Origin of the sequence: Streptomyces montanus, assembly GCF_005786655.1 — a bacterium.
GTDB lineage: Bacteria > Actinomycetota > Actinomycetes > Streptomycetales > Streptomycetaceae > Streptomyces > Streptomyces sporangiiformans.
The window spans coordinates 38,743-57,254 of record NZ_VBZC01000060.1; the positions used below are offsets into that span (position 1 = coordinate 38,743).

The window sequence follows — 18,512 nt, forward strand, 5'->3', positions numbered from 1 at the left end:
CTGTGACCGCATAGGTACCGGCGGGCAATGATGCTGCTGGCCTCGGCCGGCGGGAACCGCGTGCCGGTGATCGCCCAGCTGGTTCAGGCCGACGAAGACACCGTCCGCGGCGTGATCCATCGCTTCAACGAGATCGGCCTGGCCTGTCTGGACCCTCGATGGGCGGGAGGCCGTCCCCGCCTGCTCAGCACTGACGACGAGGACTTCGTCGTGGCGACGGCCACCACCCGACCGGTCAAGCTCGGCCAGCCCTTCACCCACTGGTCACTGCGCAAGCTCGTCGCCTACCTGCGGAAGGTCCACGGCCGGGTCATACGCATCGGCCGCGAGGCATTACGCTGCGTGCTCGCCCGCCGCGCCATCACCTTCCAGCGCACCAAGACGTGGAAGGAATCACCCGACCCCGAGCGCGACGCCAAGCTCGACCGCATCGAACACGTCCTGGACCGCTTCCCGGACCGGGCCTTCGCCTTCGACGAGTTCGGCCCGCTGGGAATCCGGCCCACCGGCGGCAACTGCTGGGCCGAGCAGACCAAGCCCGACCGAGTACCGGCCATCTACCACCGCACCCACGGGGTGCGGTACCTGCACGGCTGCTACTCGATCGGCGACGACACCCTGTGAGGCGTCAACCGTCGCAAGAAAGGCGCCGGGAACACGCTGGCCGCGCTGAAGTCGATCCCGCCCGGCCCGACGACGCCCCGATCTACCTGATCCTGGACAACCTGTCCGCCCACAAGGGCGCCGACATCCGCCGCTGGGCGAAGAAGCACAAGGTCGAACTGTGCTTCACCCAGACCTACGCCTCGTGGGCCAACCCGATCGAGGCCCACTTCGGACCGCTGCGGCAGTTCACCATCGCCAACTCCCATCACCCCAACCACACCGTGCAGACCCGGGCTCTGCACGCCTACTTGCGGTGGCGCAACGCCAATGCCCGTCACCGCGACGTCTTGGCCGCCGAACGCAAGGAACGCGCCCGGATCCGCAGCGAGAGAGGCATCCGCTGGGGCGGACGTCCCGTCGCCGCCGCGGCCTGAAGAACTTGGCGAACCTGTGCAGCCAGCCCACGGCACCGGCGCTCCGAGCGCGATGAGCTGGGCTTCTGCATACTCGTGGCCCTGCTCCTGGAGGCTGACCTTCTTGCCGTCCGGTCGAAGACGGTTCCGTCGGGCATGAGTTTGATGGTCCGCTAGGTCTGACCCCGGGCCCAGACTGAGCGTCCAAGGTCGGCCATGCGAAACGCGGCCGCGCGGAGACCATTACGCGGAGGAGCGGGGGTGGTTCTGGTCGCGCCAGGTCCGAGGCGAGAGTCCGTATGCCTGTTTGAACACCTTGCTGAAGTGGGTCGCGTCCACGAAGCCCCAACTCCGTCCTACTGCTGCGATGGTCCGCAGTCGGCCGGTCGGGCCGGCCAGCTCTCGCCTGCATTCGGCCAGGCGGCGGTTACGGATCCAGTCTCCGAGAATGATGCCTGACCGGGACAGCACCGCGTAGAGGTGACGTACGGAGATGCTGTGTGCAGCGGCTATCCGTGCCGCCGACAGATCGGGATCAGCCAGGTGCGCCCGCATGTAATGAGTGATCCGCAGGCTGAGTGTCGCCTCCAACGGGCCCTTGGCCACGCTGGAGTTACCGTGCTGGGACGCCAACGCGGCACGGAGCAGTTCGATGCTGGGTTCCACCACGGCATCGGCGTACACGCCCTGGTGCAATTCGTCGCTGACGGCCAGTTGGGAGAAGTAGGTGAAGGCGAGGCGCGCAATGGGGTTGTCGGATCCCAGGGGGACCGCGGTGATGTCTCGTAGCAACCGGTCGGGGAGCGCGAGTGCCGCGCGGGGGAACCGGATGAAGCGGTGGTCGACTCCCTCGTCGAAGAGAAGTGTGTAGGGAGCGATCGATTCGTAGACGGCGCAGTCTCCCGGCCTCAGCAGGCACTCGCGGCCGTTCTGCACCACCAGGCTGCTGCCCGTCATCTGAACACCGAGAGTGACGGCCGGCTCCTCGTCCTCCCGGGCGAGCCGCGCCGTCCGACGGAGAGTGACTGCGGTCGCCCGCGCCGAACAGATCTTGATGGGCCCCACGGCGCCGAGCCCGATGCGAACGGAGATGTCCTCAGCCGGAGGACGGTGGTCGATATCGACCGCCACCATGGATTCCCACACCGCATTCCGGATCACTTCCTCCCGGTCCCGCGGCGGTATGAACGCGGTGTCCAGGACCGGGCTCATGAGGCAGACCTTCGTCTGCGTCGGTCATAGAGCCAGCCTGACAGTACCTCGGCCCGTTCCCCCACAAGTCCCCCTAGACACGGACGGTTCCCGCCCTCAGTTTGGCGGGATTCTCTCTTGCTGCGCAACGGCTTCGACGGGCACGCAGGGCCCTCGCCTGATGTGGCGTCAACTTGAGGCTGTGCACTGCTGACAAAGTTCCCTGCACGGATGACAAAGTCCGAAGGTCACGATGACCCTACGGTCCGTGGGCGAGGCCGTCCCTGAGACGACATCACCGACCGGAAGGATTGCATCGTGCAACGAGTATCAACGACGCTCCGCATGCGGATCGGAGTGTTGGGGGCTTTGGCTCTCCTCTTCGCCGCCGGCCTGACGGCCAGCCCGATGATGACTGCGCCCGCCCACGCCGCCTACGGTCCGTGCAACACGACGGTGAAGCGCGCCGATGGGTACTTGGCAAGCTACACAGTTCCCGCGCGCACCGATAATGGTACGAGCTGTTACATGCAATATCACACGGGCAGCTCAAACGCTGTGAAGACGCTGCAGACGGCTATCCTTCGCTGCTACAGCGGCACCTATGCCGCCGATCGGATCCGCGCCACCGGAGGGGCAGACGGGATCTACGGCACCGGCACGGTGGATGCCGTTCGGTGGCTCCAATCAATGCTCGGCCTGAGCGCCGACGGCGTCTACGGGCCGGCAACCCGTAATGCGATCAAGTGGCTGGGATATTGGCAGGACGCCGTCAACGGGGGCGTTTACCCGTACTGCGACACTCATTCGTTCTAGTCACCACAACGTCTGTCGACGCCGACCTCTGTGCCTGAGGTCGGCGTCGACGTCTGCCTTGCAGGCCAATACCGTAGGCCCTGGCACACGTAACGGACCTGCCAGTTGGTGTCGGACTGGAACTGGACGGTGAGCAACGCGGGGCCGCCGTTGTGGCGAAGCACCTCGTCACTGTGGCCGCAGTGTTCGGGGGCGAGCCTGGTCGTGGCCGACAACGGGGCGACGCGGGTCGACCAACTGCGGTCGTCCCTGCTGTTGGCAGTGGTAACGAGCAGGTGGGTGCCGTCCGCAGCCAGGTAGCGACGGCCGTGGTACTTCCCGATGATCACGACCAGATCCTGGTATGGGGCAATCCGCAGTGTGTGTCATGCCCCTCAGTGGAAGTTGCCCTCGCTGGTGGCATCGGCCTCCACCAGGGCAGGACGGCCGGGCTCGGGATCGTCGATGAGCACCTCGGTCTTGGCGTCGCCGTAACCGATGGACAGATGACGTTCGCCGGTGCCGGTGAGCGGTCGCGGGCGACCGGGGTCGGCGGCCGGCGGGAGGGCGTCGATCGGGACTGGTCGGCCATGGCGCCGGGCGTCGAGACGGATCATGGCGGCGCGGCCGTCGCGCAGGGCGGTCAGCGCGTCGGGTTTCGTACGCGCCCCACTGGCCCGGTCGTACGCCGCCAACGCCGCCCGGTACTCCTTCAGGGCAGCGAAGGTGGCGTCAGAGCCATTGGCATCGAACTCCAAAGCGGCCACCTCCTCCCCGAACACGGTCACCGACTCCTGTACCGCTGCAGGCAGTTCCACTGCGGCCGGTCGGCGTCCCATCGCTCCAATCGTCAACTCGGCGAACCTATGCGGTCACAGCACTAGGTGTGCTGTTCGGGGACGGTAGCGCGCGCCATCTCGGCCCTGGGCAGACTGTGTGAAGGACGAGACGGTGGGGCGTCTCGCTCCTTACCTCACGTCAGGACGGGCTTGAAAGGGCTCAGCGCCTGAAGAGAGTCCCGCATGCCCTGAGCGAGGATCTCGACGTCGGGACAGGCGTTCGCGTCGGCTACGACGGTGATGTTCAACTGCTCGGCGTAGGAGAGCGCAGCGACCGCAAGGGTGAAGTTCCCGATAAGCGGTACCACCGGGAAGATTTCGGTGATCCGCGCTCCGGCGAGGTAGAGGGGCATCGGAGGACCGAAGATGTTGGCGATGTACACGTTCGCCCAACGTTGACGGGCGAGGCCGCGTGTCATGGCCCGCTGGAGGACGCGGTTACCGCCGACGATTCCTTCGGGAGCGCCAATTACGTGCTTCTTCCGTCGGACGCTCGCCTCGGCGATCAGCCGCAACCTCCGGATCGGATAGGGCTCGCCGACCGGGAGCGGCACGAACATCATCCCGTCCTGATTGCCGCGTGCCCTGCCGGGTTCCTCCTGGTGGAGCGAGACGGGCACGAAGGCCCGCAGGACCAGATCCTCGACGTGTTCCCCACGGCTGCGCAGCAGCTCTCGAAGGCCGCCGGCGGTTGCCGACATCAGGACGTCGTTCAGTTTTACGCCGTGGCTGTGAGCGATCTGCTTGGCAGCGTCGAGGCTGCTGCGGATGACCGTCAGTCTGCGGTGCCGACCGATCGGGATGTTGAAGCTGGTCCGTGGCGCTCGCTCCTTGAGATAGTTCTCGCGTACCGCGGGCCACTTCTCCCGGGCCTGATGCAGCGTGGTGGCGGGCCGACGGAGCTTCGACAGCGTGCCTTCGGCCGCCTGGACGCGCCGACGAAGGTTGTCCTCGAACAGGTCGCGGCCCGACGGCATCGGCGCCGGGGTCCAAGGAAGGGCGGGCGTCGTGGGCGCATCGGCACTCGGATCGAGGAACGTACCGAGCAGGGCCACCCCCGCCGGGCCGTCGGCGATGGTGTGGTGCACCTTGATGAACATGGCCACCGCGTCGCTGGCCAGGCCGGGCAGGAACCACATCTCCCACAGCGGCCGTGACCGGCTCAGGGGGAGAGCGCGCACGTGCTCAGCAGCGCGAAGAAGGCCTGTCTCATCAGGGGGAGCAGCGAAGGGGAGGACGCGGACGTGCTCGGTGAGATCGAAGAATCGAGTATCGACCCACAGCGGCCGGCCGAGCCCCCGCCGAGGTGTATGGAGCAGCTGACGGAACCGAGGGACCTGAGGCAGACGGCTTCCGATCACCTCCCGCACCGCCCCGATCCGAAAGCGACCATCCGGATCGAACAGCCCGGTGCCATCGAGGATGGCGAGGGCGCCGATCACCTCGGGCCAGCCGAGATCATCCGGCCACAGCATCATGAGATCCGCCGGGCCCAACCGTTCCAAGACCGGGATCCGGGGGCCGGGCTGGGCAGATCTTGGCGCAACGCCTGACTTGTTCATGATCCCACCGCCGCCCACGACGAAGATCAGGAAGCTTGCACACTTCAATGGTCTCGCTCACCCAACTCGCGGTGAAAGACGCAGAGCTCTGCGGACATGGCGGGCGCTGATGTCCACCGCACCACGGCCTGCGACGAGCCGGCCTCTCAGTGGGGACGCCACCCGCGCCACCGTACGTGACGATCCGCTGCGCGACGCCCTGGACCGCGGTGCGCGCGTCCGGGCCGCCGCGGGGTGGAACGCGGAGGTGAGCCCGCGGAGTGGTCCGGGCTGATCGCCCCTGTGGGGTAGATGTCGCCGCCGCAGGCCACGCCGTCCGACCCGGCCAAGGGGGCGCGTGCTGAGGGGCCACGACTGTGTCGCTGCCTCTGCCAACCAGGGTGGGGGGCGAAGGTGCCCTGTACCTCAGAGCACATTCCCAGCACCGGCCGCAGGCGATGCACAGGTCCCGGTCGAGGTGACGTCCGGGTGGGAGTCGTCCCCGCCCCGGCCTCCGGCACCCTGCGCCGGAAGCGCAGCCCGATCGGCCTGCGGACCGCGGCGCGGCAGGCGTACACCGGCGGCAGGGCTGTGACGATGGCGCCGCCGACCACAAGGGCATGGCACGCCAGAGCGCGGCCTGCGTCACGCGTTATCACGAGTTTCCCCTGTAACGGTCAGCCGCAGGGCCGGCTTGGCGCCATGAGGGACGGCCGATATGCGCGCCTCAGCTGAAGAGCTGGAAGAATTCCGGGAAGGTGCCAAGTACCCCCAGGGCGATGAGCACCGAGCTGATGATGAGGGCACGCACGGTTTCGTACGGCTTGTTGCGCAGCGTCATGTGCAGTACCGCCCACGCCAGCAGCCAGACCACCACGGTCAGCGTGGTCTTGCCGGAGAGCGGACCGACCGAGGCGCTCCACTCCAGAGCGTCTTGCACACTCGTGTCGGCCTCGGCAAGGGTGGTCAACAGACCGAGCGCGGTGGCGCCGATGCCCGCGGCGATGATCGCCGCCGAGATCGGTCCCTCCACCTTTTCGCTGAGGGGGAATTCGTCCTGCCCTCTCCCTGCGGAGGGGGTCTCTCCGTTACTGGGTTCCATTCTTCGGCCTCCCTTCGTGCCTGTTGTTACTGGACCGGCGCGACCTTGGTGATGAACGCGCCGAGTGCCCCGGCGATCGCGGCAAAGACGAAGGCGAGGACGAACAGGGCGATGGTGGTGTGCCGGACCCGGTTGTGCCGGATCAGGCCCGGTCCGTAGTACCAGACGATGAAGACGACGGCGGTCGCCAGGATCGGGCTGAGCCAGGCGATGTGCTCCTTCCACTCCATGCCGAACTCGTGCCAGTCCGCTGTGCCGGGGTCGGCGAGCAACTCCGACCTGGGGCTGCTCGGGATCTTCTCCCGGTACCAGGGGTAGACGACCCAGGTCCCGGTGATCACCGTCGCCCACGCCGCCACCGCCATCGCGGTGACGCCGATCCTGACCCGCCGCATCCGCTTCACCACGCCTTCGCGTGTCATCAGCGCGGGTTTGAGGCTGTACAACTCGGCGAGCCCGCCTGCGAAGGCGAGGAGGAACGCGGCGCCGAGTCCCATGCCGTGGATGACGGTCCACCATTCGCGGTCGGTGAAGCTCAGGGCAAGCGTCTGTTCACTGCCCGGGATCAGTGCTGCCATGGGCCTGCCCTCCGAAGGCGACCGTGCTTCGACGAAGCGGTAATAAGGTGAAAAAGGTGCAAAATGACTCTATCGGCAACGGACCGCACACCCGTGCAGCTTCCGCTCTGCAGCGCGTCACTGCCGGAGCGGGGCACACCGCTGCCGACGGCCTGAGCGGCGGCAGCCGCGTGCTGGGGCTACCGTGAGAGGCAGACCGCCGACGCAGGCGGTGCAGGAGGTCGGTCGGGTCCACCGGGAGGGTGGCCGTGGCGGCAGAAGCGATCGACGCGAACACCGTGACGGGGCTCGTCCGAGACGCCACCGCCGCTCCGTCCATGCACAACGCGCAGCCGTGGACGTTCCGCTTCGTCCGCGACAGCAGCACCGTCCAAGTGCGCTCCGACCTCGAACGCGCCATGCCGCGTGCCGACCCCACCACCCGTGCCCTCCACCTGGGCTGTGCCGCCGCCCTGTTCAATCTGCGCGTCGCCGCGGCTCATGCGGGCTGGGAGCCGGCCACCGAACTGCTCCCCGACGCCGCGGACCCGCAGCTGCTCGCAACGGTGCGGCTGACCACCCCTGTATCTCCCGAGAGCGACCTCGTCCCGCTGTACCCGACGATCCACCGGCGCCGCACCAGTCGTCACCCGTTCACGGGCGACGAAATACCTCAAGCCATCAAGGACGCCCTGAGTGCTGCCGCCCTCCTGGAGGGGGCCCGGCTGATCTTCCCTGACGCATGGCATGTTCAGACGCTGCTGGACCTGGTCTACGACGCGGAGGGGCGCGACGCCCTGGACCCCACCGCCTCCGAGGAGCTCAGGCGCTGGACCCGTGTCGGCGCCGATGTCGCGGAAACTGCGACCGAGGGGATCCCGGACTACGCCTTCGGCCCACGCAAGCGTGGCGGCAAGGCCCCGGTGCGCGACTTCGCCGGAAGGCGCCGCGTGCCCGGCCGTGACGCTGCCACGTTTGAGAACGCGCCCCAGCTGGCCCTCCTGGGCACCGCCGATGACCGGCCGAGGGACTGGCTGCAGGCGGGCCAGGCGCTGGAGCGCGTCCTGCTTCAGGCCACGCTGGACGGGCTGTCCACCTCACTCACCTCCCATGCCCTCGAGTGGCCAGAACTTCGCTGGGCCGTCCGCGACCCGCTCTCGGCGATGGGATTCGTGCAGATCGTGCTCAGGCTCGGTTACGGCCCCTCGGGCCCCGAGACGCCGCGCCGCCCCGTGCACGAGGTGCTCGACATCGAGTGAAGCGGAGGCAGGAGGTTGGGTCACACTTGCCGACTGCTTGGACAGTACGCCGACGCCTGACCTGTGGTTCTCCAAGGTCGTCGTTGTCCACGAGCCCGCGTGCGGTTCCGCGCCGTCACCGGCCGCGGCCAATGACCGGGACGCCAGGAGCGAGGTTGCGGCCCAGACCATGCCGCCGGAGCCTGGAGGTGTCCCGCAGACGAGGCATGGACTGGCTGATTCCTCACCGATCGAGAGGAGGCAGGCCGCTATGACCACCATCGCCCACCGCATAGCCACCCTGTTCCGGACCAAAGCGAACAAGGCCCTGGACCGGGCCGAAGACCCGCGCGAGGTACTGGACTACTCCTATACCCAGCAGCAGGAAATGCTGCAGAAGGTACGACGTGGTGTGGCGGACGTCGCCACCAGCCGCAAGCGCGTCGAGCTGCAGATCAACCAGTTGCGGCAGTCCAGCGGCAAGCTGGAGGGACAGGCCCAGCAGGCGCTCGCCGCCGGACGCGAGGACCTCGCCCGCGAAGCCCTGAGTCGGCGCACCGCCGTGGCCTCCCAGATCACCGACCTCCAGCCCCAGCAGGCGTCGCTGCAGGCCGAGGAGGAGAAACTTACCCTCGCCTCACAGCGCCTGCAGGCCAAGGTGGATACCTTCCGCACCAGCAAGGAGACCATCAAGGCCCGCTACACCGCGGCCGAGGCCCAGACCCGCATCACCGAGGCCGTCACCGGCATCGGCGAGGAGATGGGCGATGTCGGCATGGCCGTGCAGCGCGCCGAGGACAAGACCGAACAATTGCAGGCCCGCGCCGGAGCACTGGACGAACTGCTCGCCTCCGGCGCTCTGGAGGACGCCACCCTCCCGGCCGGCCGCGACGACATCCAGGCCGAACTCGAGCGCGTCACCGCGGGCCAGGACGTGGACAAGGAACTGGCCCGGATGAAAGCCCAGCTCCCCGCGGCCGCCACCCCGCCCGCCGTAGAAGGCAGGAGCGCCGAGCAGGGCCCGCCGGACCCGGAGGCGACCTCATGATCATGCGGATTCTCGGCGAGGGCCAGTACGAGATCACCGACCAACACCTCGACCGGCTCAACGAGTTGGACGCCGCCCTGCAGTCGGCAGCCGACGCCGGCGACGAGACGGCGTTCGCAACCGCCCTGTCGGCCCTGCTGGACGCGGTGCGTAGTCTCGGCACACCTCTGCCGGCCGAGGCGATCACGCCGTCCGACCTGGTCCTGCCCGACGAGGACACCACCCTCACGCAGGTGCGGGACCTGCTCTCCGACGAGGGCCTGATCCCGGGCTGATGGCGATGCGCAGCCGATTCGAGCCCGACCGGCAGCTCACTGCCCGGGTGCAACCGGGACAGGTGTTCGGTCTTGTGGTCGGCGTGGCCGCGAGGGGCGGCGTTCGCTACCGGATCCGCGGTGAGGGCGTGGTCGGGGATGGCGGTCATCGGTTCTGCCCTCCGTCGTTTGTCCCGTCTGCTGCCGATGCGGGGTAGCGGCCCGGGTCGGCGTCGAAGGCGGCCGCGCAGTGCGCGGAGCAGAAGAAGAAGCTGCCGGTTTCGGTGTCGCGTCGTTCGGCGGCTGTTGCCCGGTCCAGATGCATGCCGCACACCGGGTCCACAGCCATCGCTTCCGAGCCTGGCGGGTGCTCGTGACCGGTGCCGGACCCAGACGAGTGGCGCGGCAGTCGCCCGACGTCGGCCGCAGCGGGCTGGGCCGTTACCCGGTTGGCTGCGGACTCCACCCGGGGTGTGACGGATTCCGGAGTGGCGGGTGGCAGCGGGCTGGTGTGCCAGCGGCGCAGGCGGGAGGCGTTGGTCACGACGGACAGGGAGGACAGTGCCATCGCGGCGGCGGCGATGATCGGGCTGAGACGGATACCCCACAGCGGGTACAGGGCGCCCGCGGCGAGAGGGACGCCGACGGCGTTGTAGACCAGGGCGAAGAACAGGTTCTGACGGATGTTGCGCATCGTGGCCCGCGACAGCCGGATGGCGGTGACGACGCCGGTCAGGGAACCGGAGATGAGGGTGATGTCGGCGGCCTCGATGGCCACGTCGGTGCCGGTGCCGATCGCCAGGCCGACATCGGCGGCGGCCAGAGCCGGGGCGTCGTTGATGCCGTCGCCGACCATGCCCACGGTGCGGCCCTCGCCCTGCAGGCGGCGGATCTCGTCCGCCTTGTGTTCCGGGAGCACCTCGGCCAGCACCTGGGTGACGCCGACCTGGGCGGCGATCGCGGCGGCGGTACGGGCGTTGTCGCCGGTGATGATGACAACCTCGACGCCCAGGCGCTTGAGGGCGGTGATGGCTGCGGCGGAGTCGTCCTTGACGGTGTCGGCGACCGCGAGCACCCCGGCGGGCCGCCCGTCGATGGCGGCCAGGACAGGGGTCTTGCCCTGGGCCGACAGGTCGGAGGCGACGGACGCCAGCGTGGTGGTGTCGATGCCGACGTCACCCAGGAGCCGGGCGGTGCCGACCAGGACGGCGTGCCCGTCCACGGTGGCCTGGACGCCTTTGCCGGTGACCGAGTCGAAGCCTGTCGCGGCATGCCACGACAGGCCGCGGTCGCGGGTGCCGGTGACGATGGCCTGCGCCAAGGGGTGTTCACTGTCGGCCTCAGCCGCCGCCACCAGCCGCAGCAGCTGCGTTTCGTCGATGCCGCCGACCGGGTGCACGTCGGTCAGGACAGGTTTGCCTTCGGTGACAGTGCCGGTCTTGTCCAGCACCACGGTGTCCAGCTTGTGCGCGGTCTCCAGGGCCTCGGCGGAGCGGATCAGGATGCCGGCCTGGGCGCCCTTGCCGGTGCCGACCATCACCGACAGGGGGGTGGCCAGTCCGAGCGCGCACGGGCAGGCGATGATCAGGACCGCGACGGCGGAGACCAGGGCGAGGGTCAGTGCGGGGGAGGGGCCGAGGGTGAACCAGACGGCGAAGGTGCCGATGGCGATGGCGATCACCGCGGGCACGAAGTACGCGGAGACCGCGTCGGCGAGCCGCTGGATGGGGGCCTTGGACGCCTGGGCCTGCTGAACGAGGCGGATGATCTGGGCGAGCATGGTGTCGGCGCCGACCTTGGACGCCCGCACGCGCAGGGATCCGGTGCCGTTGACAGTGGCCCCGATGACCGTGTCCCCGGTGTGTTTGGTGACCTGCATGGGTTCGCCGGTGACCATCGACTCGTCCACCGCGGAGGAGCCGGAGAGTACCTCGGCGTCGACGGGGATCTTCTCACCGGGCCGGATGACTACCTCGTCGCCGACGGCCACGTCCTCGACGGGGATCTCGGTCTCGGTTCCGTCACGCACGACGCGGGCGGTGCGGGCCTGCAGGCCCAGCAGGGCGCGGATGGCCTCGCCGGTGCCGGCCTTCGCTCGGGCTTCCAGCAGCCGGCCGAGCAGGATCAGGGTGAGGATGACGCCGACGGCTTCGTAGTAGACCTCGCGTACGTCTTCCGGCAGTAGACCGGGGGCGAGGGTGACCAGGAGACTGTAGCCGTAGGCGGCAGAAGTGCCGAGGGTGATGAGGCTGTTCATGTCGGCGGCGCGGTGGCGCAGGGTCAGCCAGCCCGTCACGTGGATCGGCCGGCCGGTGTAAAGCATCACCGGGGTGATCAGCGCCAGCTGCAGCCAGTGGTTGAGCATCCAATCGGGCACCCAGTCGGCGCCGAAGAGTTCGTGCGCCATCACGGCGAACAGCACCGGGGCGGTGAGCATCGCGCCCACAGCCACCCGGAGGGTCAGGTCCTTGATCTCGGCCTGCCGCTCGGCGGCGTCCGCGGCCTCGGCCTCGGCGGACCCCGTTTCCCCGCTGCCCGCCGGAGTCGGGGGCGCGGCGGTGGTGTCATAGCCGTCGGGGGAGGTCGGAGGGGCTGCCGCGGGGCCGCCGGCGGGTTCGACGAGGAGCGTGCCGCGGATCATGTTCATGCCGCAGGCAAAGCCGAAGGCCCCCGGCCGGTCCGGGGCGAGTCGCACCGTGGTGCGCGTGTGGGCGGGCAGTCCCGCGCCGACCTTGAGTTCAGGGAAGACCACCCGGGAGGTGCACTCCCCGGACTCCTGACGGTCGAAGACCAGCTCCACGGGCGTGCCCTGGCGGACCTTGATGAGGCTGGGGTTGTAGCCGCCCCGCACTGTCACCTCCACCCGCTGCACTCCGCCTTCCAGCCGGGCGGCACCCGCCCGGCGAGGGCCGAAGAAGAACCAGCCCAGCGCGGCGATCAGTCCGGCGGCGGCCAGGACAACGACGACATCGGTGGCACCCATGGCACCCATGGCAGCGCGCCCCCTTCCAGCTCGCTCCCTCAAGCCTCCGTCCGTCTACCACTACGTGGTAGGGGCTGAACGTCCCACTCGGTCGGGACCAGCCGGCCCCAGCGCGTCGCTCCCCGGGAGAGGCACGATGCATATGAGGACACAGGCTCCTTCAGGGCGCCGGACCTCCGGGCCCGCACCCGATCGCCGAACGATCCGAAGCAGGTGAATGGCGATGTTCTGGTATGGCCACGACGTCAGCGGATGGGGCTGGTTTGCGATGTCCGCCAGCATGATCCTGTTCTGGGCGCTGATCATCACAGTGGGCGTGCTGCTCTTCCGCGCTGTGAACCGGCCTCACGAGCACACCCACACCCCCACCGCGCCGCAGACCCCGCAGACACCGCAGACACCCGAGCAGGTCCTCGGGGAGCGGTTCGCCCGCGGGGAGATCGACGAGGAGGAGTACCGGCGCCGCCTGAACGCCCTGCACGCCGGCCCTCTCACCAAACCCTGAAAGCCGGCCGCACTGGCTGCGGCCTCTGTCCTCCGCTGAAGGAGGCTCGTGATGAACCAGCGCAACTACGGCATGTACGCGCTCGCCGCCGCGATCGTCGTCGTCGGAGCCTTGGTCGTGGGCGCCTCGCTGGGGAGCCTCGTCTGGCTCGCCCTCGTGGCCGCCTGCCCGCTGATGATGTTCTTCATGATGAAGGGCATGCACGGTCAGGACATGCACGGCGGTCACAGCCGTGACGACCGGGACGACGACCCGCTGCACAAGCATGACCAGCACCAACACCCCGGATCCGGCCGGCGCTGACCGGCCGGATACCGGCGTCCACGGCACGGCCGCGCCCGCCAGGGAACGAAGATCACCGTCGTGAACCGCGACTCCGCCCCGCACACCGTGACCGCCACCGGGGACAAGATGTTCGACACCGGCAGCATCGCAGGCGACTCAACCGCCACCTTCACCGCACCGTCCGCATCCGGCAGCTACTCCTACATCTGCACCATCCACCCGAACATGGAGGGCACCCTCACCGTGGGCTGACACTCAAGCGGCGCGCCCGGCGCTGAGCCCGGGCCATGACCCACGACGCTGTGAGCCCGTAGAGAAAACAGCCGTACGTCAGTCGCGGTCGTGCCCCGGCAGGAACTCCTGGATCTTGGCCTTCAAGCCCTGCCGGACCATGGACGTGCGGTCGAAGTCGCCCTTCAGGACGGAGGCGGCGGTGGCCTCCAGCTGCTTCCAGGTGGCGTGCGGCGGAACGGGCGGGACGGCCGGGTCGGTCAGGAACTCGATCACCGCGGGGCGGTCGGCCTCCAGCCCCGCGCGCCAGCCCGCCTCGACGTCTCCCGGCTTCTCCACACGGATGCCGGTCAGCCCGAGCGAGCGGGCGAAGGCGGCGTACGGGACGTCCGGGATCTCCTGCGAGGGCAGGAAGGACGGGGCGCCCTCCATGGCGCGCATCTCCCAGGTCACCTGGTTGAGGTCATGGTTGTTCCAGACGCCCACGACGAGCCGCGGGTCCTCCCACCGGTGGTAGTACTTGGCCGCCGTGATCAGCTCCGTGAGCCCGTTCATCTGCATCGCCCCGTCACCGACGAGCGCGATCGCGGGCCGGTTCGGATGCGCGAACTTCGCGCCGATCGCGTACGGCACCCCGCACCCCATCGTGGCCAGGGTCCCCGACAGCGAGGAGCGCATACCGGCGCGGTGCGTGAGGTGGCGCGCGTACCAGTTCGCCGACGACCCCGAGTCGGACGTGATGATCGCGTTGCCGGGCAGCAGCGGGTCGAGGGTCCGCGCCACGTACTCGGGGTTGATCGGGTCGGCGGACAGCTCGGCCCGGCGCTCCATCACACCCCGCCAGCGCGCCACGTTCGCGCACACGGTGTCGTACCACTCGCGTCCGCGGTCCTTGTCCAGCAGCGGGATCAGCCGGTCCAGCGTCGCCTTCGCGTCCCCGACGAGATTCACCTCGTACGGATAGCGCATCCCGACCATATGCGGATCGATGTCGATCTGTACGCCGCGTGCCTTCCCGAACTCCGGCAGGAACTGTGTGTACGGGAAGGAGGAGCCGATGGTCAGCAGCGTGTCGCAATCGCGCATCAGCTCGTACGAGGGCCGGGTGCCGAGGAGGCCGATCGCTCCCGTGACGTAGGGGAGTTCGTCGCTCAGCGCGTCCTTGCCGAGCAGCGCCTTGGCGACGCCCGCGCCGAGCAGTTCGGCGATCTGCTCCACCTCGGGCTGTGCTCCGGCCGCGCCCTGGCCGATCAGAATCGCCGCCTTGTCACCGGAGTTGAGGACCTCGGCCGCCCGCTCCAGCGCCTCCTCCGACGGAAGGGAGGTCCAAGTGCTGCGGTCCAGACTGGAGGGGACCATCTTGAACTCGTGGGTGGGGGCGGAGTAGTCGAGGTCCTGTACGTCTCCGGGGATGATCACGGCGGTGGGGGCGCGGCGCGCGTACGCGGTGCGGATCGCCCGGTCCAGGACGTTCGGCAACTGCTCGGGAACGGTCACCGTCTCGACGAAGTCGGAGGCGACGTCCTTGAACAGCGTGTGCAGGTCGACCTCCTGCTGGTACGAGCCGCCCATCGCGCTGCGGTGCGTCTGGCCGACGATCGCCAGCACCGGCACATGGTCGAGCTTGGCGTCGTACAGGCCGTTGAGCAGGTGGATCGCGCCGGGCCCCGAGGTCGCGACGCACACCCCGATCCGGCCCGAGAACTTCGCGTAGCCGACCGCCTCGAACGCGGACATCTCCTCATGGCGTGACTGGACGAAGCGGGGACGGTCCTCGGCCCGGCCCCATGCGGCCAGGAGGCCGTTGATGCCATCCCCTGGATACCCGAACACCTGTTCTACGCCCCATTCGCGCAGGCGCTGCAGGACATGATCGGCGACTTTGGTGCTCATGCGGTTCCTCCCGGGGTGGGCTGTACCGGCCGAGTCACCCACGCCGGTCCTGGAAAACCTGCGGGGTGTTTGCCGCGCGAGTGGTCGGGCAAGCGAACCTCAGTGCTTCGGACAGGAGGCACGTCCGTGGGAGCGGTGAAAGCCCGCCACGGGTGTGCCCGTCCGGCTCTCGGCGCGCTCCCACGGTGACCGTCCAACCAAGGCACCACTCAAGGGAGTTGCGACGCACCATGCAGACTCACGCGAGCGCGAAGCACCACCCGCACGACGACGCCCCCGACACCGCAGAGGCCTTCCGTACCCTCGCCAAGCTCCCTCCCGGGCAGCAGCGCGACACCCTGCGGGCGGAGATCGTCGAGGCGTGGCTGCCCATGGCCGAACGGCTTGCGGGGCGGTTCCGCAGCCGCGGCGAGAGCTATGAGGACCTGCGCCAGGTCGCGGCACTCGGCCTGGTCAAGGCCGTCGACCGCTACGACCCGGAGCGCGGCAACGCGTTCGAGAGCTACGCCGTACCGACCGTCACCGGTGAGATCAAGCGGCACTTCCGTGACCACATGTGGACCCTGCATGTGCCCCGCCGCGTCCAGGACCTGCGCAACCGGGTCCGCTTCGCCCGCCAGGACCTGTCCCAGACGGTCTCGGGCCGGCAGCCCACCGTCACGGAGATCGCCGAACACGCGCGGATGAGCGAAGAGGACGTGCGCGTCGGGCTGGAGGCCCTGGAGAGCTTCACCGCCCTCTCGCTCGACGCCGAACTCCCCGGCAGCGAGGACGGCTACTCGCTGAGTGACGCGCTCGGCGCCCCCGACCCGTCGCTCGACGTCGTCATCGACCGTGAGGCGGTCAAACCACGCCTGCAGGCTCTGCCCGAGCGTGAACGGGCCATCCTCTACATGCGGTTCTTCGGCGACATGACCCAGAGCCGCATCGCCGAACAGCTCGGCATCTCTCAGATGCACGTCTCCCGACTGATCAGCCGCTGCTGCGGCCGACTGCGGGACCAGGTCATGCAGGACGCGGCCTAGGCCGGCCTACTCCCGGTCCAAGTTCCGTAGCAGCAGGGCTATGTGACGGGACATCATGTCCATCACCTGCGCCTCGGCCATCGAGAACGCGAGCCGGGCCCCGCTGCGGAACAGGGTGAGCACGCCCTGCACGGCGCCGTCGACGGTCAGTGGTACACACAGCAGGGACGTGACGTTCGCGCGGACCAGGACGGGGGCGCCCGAGGCGTCCCGGCCGAAGGCGTCCGGATCCTCCGGGCGCACCTGGAGTGCCGTGGACCCGCCGCGCGCCGCCTCGACGACGAGGGGGCACGCGGCGGGATCCTGCGCCTGAAGGTCCGTGACCTGCTCGCGCTGCCGTTCCGCGGGTCCGAGCACCCATGTACGGAGCGGCCGGGCGGGCCCGTCGTCGGCCACCACCCAGTCCGCGAACCGCCCGTGCAGCACCCGCGCCGCCCGCTCCAGAACGGCTGCCCGGGTCTTCGCGGGCTCGCTCAGCAACGCCGTGGTCATCGCGTCCACCAGGTCCATCTGCGCCGCGTGCCGTGTCGTCTCGGCGAGGTCGGGCAGTGGGCCGGACGCGCCCTCGGCCGAGGGAACTCGCGACCCCGCGGGCTGCAGTACCACGAGTATGGCGGTACGCGGCTCACCGTTCGGATGCAGCGCTGCGAGCGTCGCGTGCACGGGAGTTGAGGGGCGTTGCTGAAGATGGACGGTGAGACTGCGGTCGCCCTCGCCGCGCGCCACGGCCGCGGCCTGGGAACGGAACGCGGCCCGGTCGGAGTGCGCGAGGAAACCGGTCAGCGGCCGGCCCGTCGCGTAACCCGCCCTTACGCCGGTGAAGTTGGTGGCCGCGAAGTTCAGCCTGCGCACGGTCGTCTCCCGGTCGAGCAGCACGACGGGCAGTGGAAGGCGCTGGAAGATCGCCCGCAGCAGCTGCTGCTCCTGGCGGTCGGTGGAGGGCCCGCCGGGGTTGCCGTTCGAGGTCAGCCGCTCGTACCACGGCCACAACTGGTCGGCCACATGGTCGAGTTCGAAGAGCGCCGCGTCGAGTACCGTGGGGAGTTCGTCCCTGGGCACCGACCGGGCCGCCTTGAGTTCCGCGACGCGTCGCACAAAATCCGCAAGCTCCTCACCGAACTCTTCCGTCTGCACCATGAACGCAACGTATCCCGTTACAGGTCGCCGCGGACCAACTGGAGCGGAACCATTCGAACTCGTTTTTCCCGCAGGTGTTCGGGAAGGCGCTAGAGAGAGGAGGCGTGTGAATCCATGTCGGAGACCGAACAGCTAGGCACCCGGGGCACGGAGTCCCCGGAATCCGCACTCCCGGCTCGTCGTCTGTCGGAGCTGGCCGAGCAGGCGGTGCGGTGCACCACCGATTGCTGCGGCGCCGGTACCACCGTGAGCGACGGCAGCACGGAGCGGCCGGCCGCGGCGACCCATCCCGACCTCGCGGCGCTCGTCTCGGTCCAGCTCCGCTCCGGCGAGGGCCCGATCCCCGCCGCCGTGGAAGGCGGTGAGACCGTCAAGTCGGGTGACCTGCTGTCCGAGGAGCGCTGGCCGGAGTACCGGGCCATGGCGCTCGACGCGGGCGTGCGCTCCAGCGTCACGATTCCCTTCCGGCGAGCGGGCATGACCGTGACCCTCAGCCTGTACAGCTTCCGTCCGGGCACGCTGCAGGACGCCCCGCACGGCCCGGCCCGGGCCCTCGGCGACCTCGCCACGACCTGTCTCGTACGCGATCGCTCCTACCGCGCCGCGCTCACCGAACTCGACCAGCTGGGCGCCGCGATGCGCACCCGCCCCGTCGTCGACCAGGCGTGCGGCATCGCCATGCATGTGCTGGGCTGCGACGCGGACGCCGCCTTCACGGTCCTGCGCCGCATCTCCCAGGGCACCAATCGCAAACTGTCCGACGTCGCCTCGGCCATCGTCGACAAGCGAGGGCAGGGAGTGGAGCAGGAACTGATGTCCCTGGCCGACTGAAACCGGCGCGCCGCGAAGGCATGGTGCGACGGCGCGCC

Annotated in this window: 17 protein-coding genes and 2 pseudogenes; 10 read left to right on the forward strand and 9 right to left on the reverse strand. The window is 69.1% G+C overall.

What is annotated here, in order from left to right:
• Positions 1-12: 12 nt before the first annotated feature.
• Positions 13-1,040: pseudogene (locus FE633_RS37590) on the forward strand (IS630 family transposase); the annotation flags it as partial.
• Positions 1,041-1,262: 222 nt separating this feature from the next.
• Here the strand turns inward: FE633_RS37590 and FE633_RS37595 are convergent.
• Positions 1,263-2,231: an AraC-like ligand-binding domain-containing protein gene (locus tag FE633_RS37595; RefSeq protein ID WP_138049644.1), complete on the reverse strand. Its 969-nt coding sequence runs from the start codon at positions 2,229-2,231 to the stop codon at positions 1,263-1,265.
• A gap of 324 nt (positions 2,232-2,555) precedes the next feature.
• On the opposite strand from FE633_RS37595, the gene FE633_RS37600 reads away from it, so the two are divergent.
• Positions 2,556-3,026, forward strand: a complete 471-nt coding sequence (locus FE633_RS37600; RefSeq protein WP_246114010.1) for a peptidoglycan-binding domain-containing protein — start codon at positions 2,556-2,558, stop codon at positions 3,024-3,026.
• Here FE633_RS37600 and FE633_RS37605 read toward each other — a convergent pair.
• From FE633_RS37605 to FE633_RS37625, 5 genes are all read right to left on the reverse strand, one after another.
• Positions 3,023-3,355: a hypothetical protein gene (locus FE633_RS37605; RefSeq protein ID WP_138049646.1), complete on the reverse strand. Its 333-nt coding sequence runs from the start codon at positions 3,353-3,355 to the stop codon at positions 3,023-3,025. The genes FE633_RS37600 and FE633_RS37605 overlap by 4 nt on opposite strands.
• Positions 3,356-3,400: 45 nt before the next feature.
• Positions 3,401-3,844, reverse strand: a complete 444-nt coding sequence (locus tag FE633_RS37610) for a hypothetical protein (RefSeq protein WP_138049647.1) — start codon at positions 3,842-3,844, stop codon at positions 3,401-3,403.
• A 134-nt stretch (positions 3,845-3,978) separates the two neighbouring features.
• Positions 3,979-5,424, reverse strand: coding sequence for a wax ester/triacylglycerol synthase family O-acyltransferase (locus tag FE633_RS37615; protein ID WP_212747329.1), 1,446 nt, complete (start codon positions 5,422-5,424; stop codon positions 3,979-3,981).
• A 688-nt stretch (positions 5,425-6,112) separates the two neighbouring features.
• Positions 6,113-6,487: a hypothetical protein gene (locus tag FE633_RS37620; protein WP_138049648.1), complete on the reverse strand. Its 375-nt coding sequence runs from the start codon at positions 6,485-6,487 to the stop codon at positions 6,113-6,115.
• A 26-nt stretch (positions 6,488-6,513) separates the two neighbouring features.
• Positions 6,514-7,065, reverse strand: coding sequence for a hypothetical protein (locus FE633_RS37625; protein ID WP_138049649.1), 552 nt, complete (start codon positions 7,063-7,065; stop codon positions 6,514-6,516).
• Between the two features lie 248 nt (positions 7,066-7,313).
• Here FE633_RS37625 and FE633_RS37630 point away from each other — a divergent pair, with 248 nt between their 5' ends.
• From FE633_RS37630 to pspAA, 3 genes are all read left to right on the forward strand, one after another.
• Positions 7,314-8,303 (forward strand): Acg family FMN-binding oxidoreductase, encoded by a 990-nt coding sequence (locus FE633_RS37630; protein ID WP_138049650.1) that lies wholly within the window; start codon positions 7,314-7,316, stop codon positions 8,301-8,303.
• 250 nt (positions 8,304-8,553) lie between these two features.
• Positions 8,554-9,330 (forward strand): PspA/IM30 family protein, encoded by a 777-nt coding sequence (locus tag FE633_RS37635; RefSeq protein ID WP_138049651.1) that lies wholly within the window; start codon positions 8,554-8,556, stop codon positions 9,328-9,330.
• Positions 9,327-9,605: a PspA-associated protein PspAA gene (gene pspAA, locus FE633_RS37640; RefSeq protein WP_138049652.1), complete on the forward strand. Its 279-nt coding sequence runs from the start codon at positions 9,327-9,329 to the stop codon at positions 9,603-9,605. Before FE633_RS37635 ends, pspAA begins: the two co-directional genes overlap by 4 nt.
• Positions 9,606-9,750: 145 nt before the next feature.
• Here the strand turns inward: pspAA and FE633_RS37645 are convergent, their stop codons facing one another.
• Positions 9,751-12,567 carry a heavy metal translocating P-type ATPase gene (locus tag FE633_RS37645; RefSeq protein WP_138049653.1) on the reverse strand — a complete coding sequence of 939 codons (2,817 nt, stop codon included), beginning with the start codon at positions 12,565-12,567 and terminating at the stop codon, positions 9,751-9,753.
• Positions 12,568-12,790: 223 nt separating this feature from the next.
• On the opposite strand from FE633_RS37645, the gene FE633_RS37650 reads away from it, so the two are divergent.
• The 3 genes and pseudogenes from FE633_RS37650 to FE633_RS37660 form a co-directional block, all read left to right on the forward strand.
• Complete coding sequence (locus FE633_RS37650; protein ID WP_138049654.1) at positions 12,791-13,072, forward strand: SHOCT domain-containing protein; 282 nt, start codon at positions 12,791-12,793, stop codon at positions 13,070-13,072.
• Positions 13,073-13,123: 51 nt separating this feature from the next.
• The gene (locus tag FE633_RS37655; protein WP_138049655.1) at positions 13,124-13,375 is read left to right on the forward strand and encodes a DUF2933 domain-containing protein; all 252 of its coding nucleotides are present in this window, start codon (positions 13,124-13,126) and stop codon (positions 13,373-13,375) included.
• 45 nt (positions 13,376-13,420) lie between these two features.
• A pseudogene (locus FE633_RS37660) lies at positions 13,421-13,609 on the forward strand (cupredoxin domain-containing protein); the annotation flags it as partial.
• A gap of 78 nt (positions 13,610-13,687) precedes the next feature.
• On the opposite strand, the gene FE633_RS37665 reads toward FE633_RS37660, so the two are convergent.
• Positions 13,688-15,481, reverse strand: coding sequence for a thiamine pyrophosphate-requiring protein (locus FE633_RS37665; RefSeq protein WP_138049657.1), 1,794 nt, complete (start codon positions 15,479-15,481; stop codon positions 13,688-13,690).
• Positions 15,482-15,711: 230 nt separating this feature from the next.
• Between FE633_RS37665 and FE633_RS37670 the strand changes: the two genes are divergently transcribed.
• The gene (locus FE633_RS37670; RefSeq protein ID WP_138049658.1) at positions 15,712-16,506 is read left to right on the forward strand and encodes an RNA polymerase sigma factor SigF; all 795 of its coding nucleotides are present in this window, start codon (positions 15,712-15,714) and stop codon (positions 16,504-16,506) included.
• A gap of 6 nt (positions 16,507-16,512) precedes the next feature.
• On the opposite strand, the gene FE633_RS37675 is transcribed toward FE633_RS37670, so the two are convergent.
• Complete coding sequence (locus FE633_RS37675) at positions 16,513-17,643, reverse strand: GAF domain-containing protein (RefSeq protein ID WP_138049659.1); 1,131 nt, start codon at positions 17,641-17,643, stop codon at positions 16,513-16,515.
• A gap of 114 nt (positions 17,644-17,757) precedes the next feature.
• Between FE633_RS37675 and FE633_RS37680 the strand changes: the two genes are divergently transcribed.
• Entirely contained in the window at positions 17,758-18,474 is a 717-nt protein-coding gene (locus tag FE633_RS37680; RefSeq protein ID WP_138049660.1) for an ANTAR domain-containing response regulator, read from the forward strand.
• The last annotated feature ends 38 nt before the right edge of the window (positions 18,475-18,512 follow it).

Bases quoted from the DNA above. Each gene is read 5' to 3' on its own strand.
- FE633_RS37645 (WP_138049653.1), bottom strand. From the start codon at position 12,567: ATGGGTGCCACCGATGTCGTCGTTGTCCTGGCCGCCGCCGGACTGATC.
- FE633_RS37680 (WP_138049660.1), top strand. From the start codon at position 17,758: ATGTCGGAGACCGAACAGCTAGGCACCCGGGGCACGGAGTCCCCGGAA.
- FE633_RS37595 (WP_138049644.1), bottom strand. From the start codon at position 2,231: ATGAGCCCGGTCCTGGACACCGCGTTCATACCGCCGCGGGACCGGGAG.
- FE633_RS37675 (WP_138049659.1), bottom strand. From the start codon at position 17,643: ATGGTGCAGACGGAAGAGTTCGGTGAGGAGCTTGCGGATTTTGTGCGA.
- FE633_RS37635 (WP_138049651.1), top strand. From the start codon at position 8,554: ATGACCACCATCGCCCACCGCATAGCCACCCTGTTCCGGACCAAAGCG.
- FE633_RS37600 (WP_246114010.1), top strand. From the start codon at position 2,556: ATGCGGATCGGAGTGTTGGGGGCTTTGGCTCTCCTCTTCGCCGCCGGC.
- FE633_RS37665 (WP_138049657.1), bottom strand. From the start codon at position 15,481: ATGAGCACCAAAGTCGCCGATCATGTCCTGCAGCGCCTGCGCGAATGG.
- FE633_RS37620 (WP_138049648.1), bottom strand. From the start codon at position 6,487: ATGGAACCCAGTAACGGAGAGACCCCCTCCGCAGGGAGAGGGCAGGAC.
- FE633_RS37650 (WP_138049654.1), top strand. From the start codon at position 12,791: ATGTTCTGGTATGGCCACGACGTCAGCGGATGGGGCTGGTTTGCGATG.
- pspAA (WP_138049652.1), top strand. From the start codon at position 9,327: ATGATCATGCGGATTCTCGGCGAGGGCCAGTACGAGATCACCGACCAA.
- FE633_RS37625 (WP_138049649.1), bottom strand. From the start codon at position 7,065: ATGGCAGCACTGATCCCGGGCAGTGAACAGACGCTTGCCCTGAGCTTC.
- FE633_RS37610 (WP_138049647.1), bottom strand. From the start codon at position 3,844: ATGGGACGCCGACCGGCCGCAGTGGAACTGCCTGCAGCGGTACAGGAG.
- FE633_RS37670 (WP_138049658.1), top strand. From the start codon at position 15,712: ATGCAGACTCACGCGAGCGCGAAGCACCACCCGCACGACGACGCCCCC.
- FE633_RS37655 (WP_138049655.1), top strand. From the start codon at position 13,124: ATGAACCAGCGCAACTACGGCATGTACGCGCTCGCCGCCGCGATCGTC.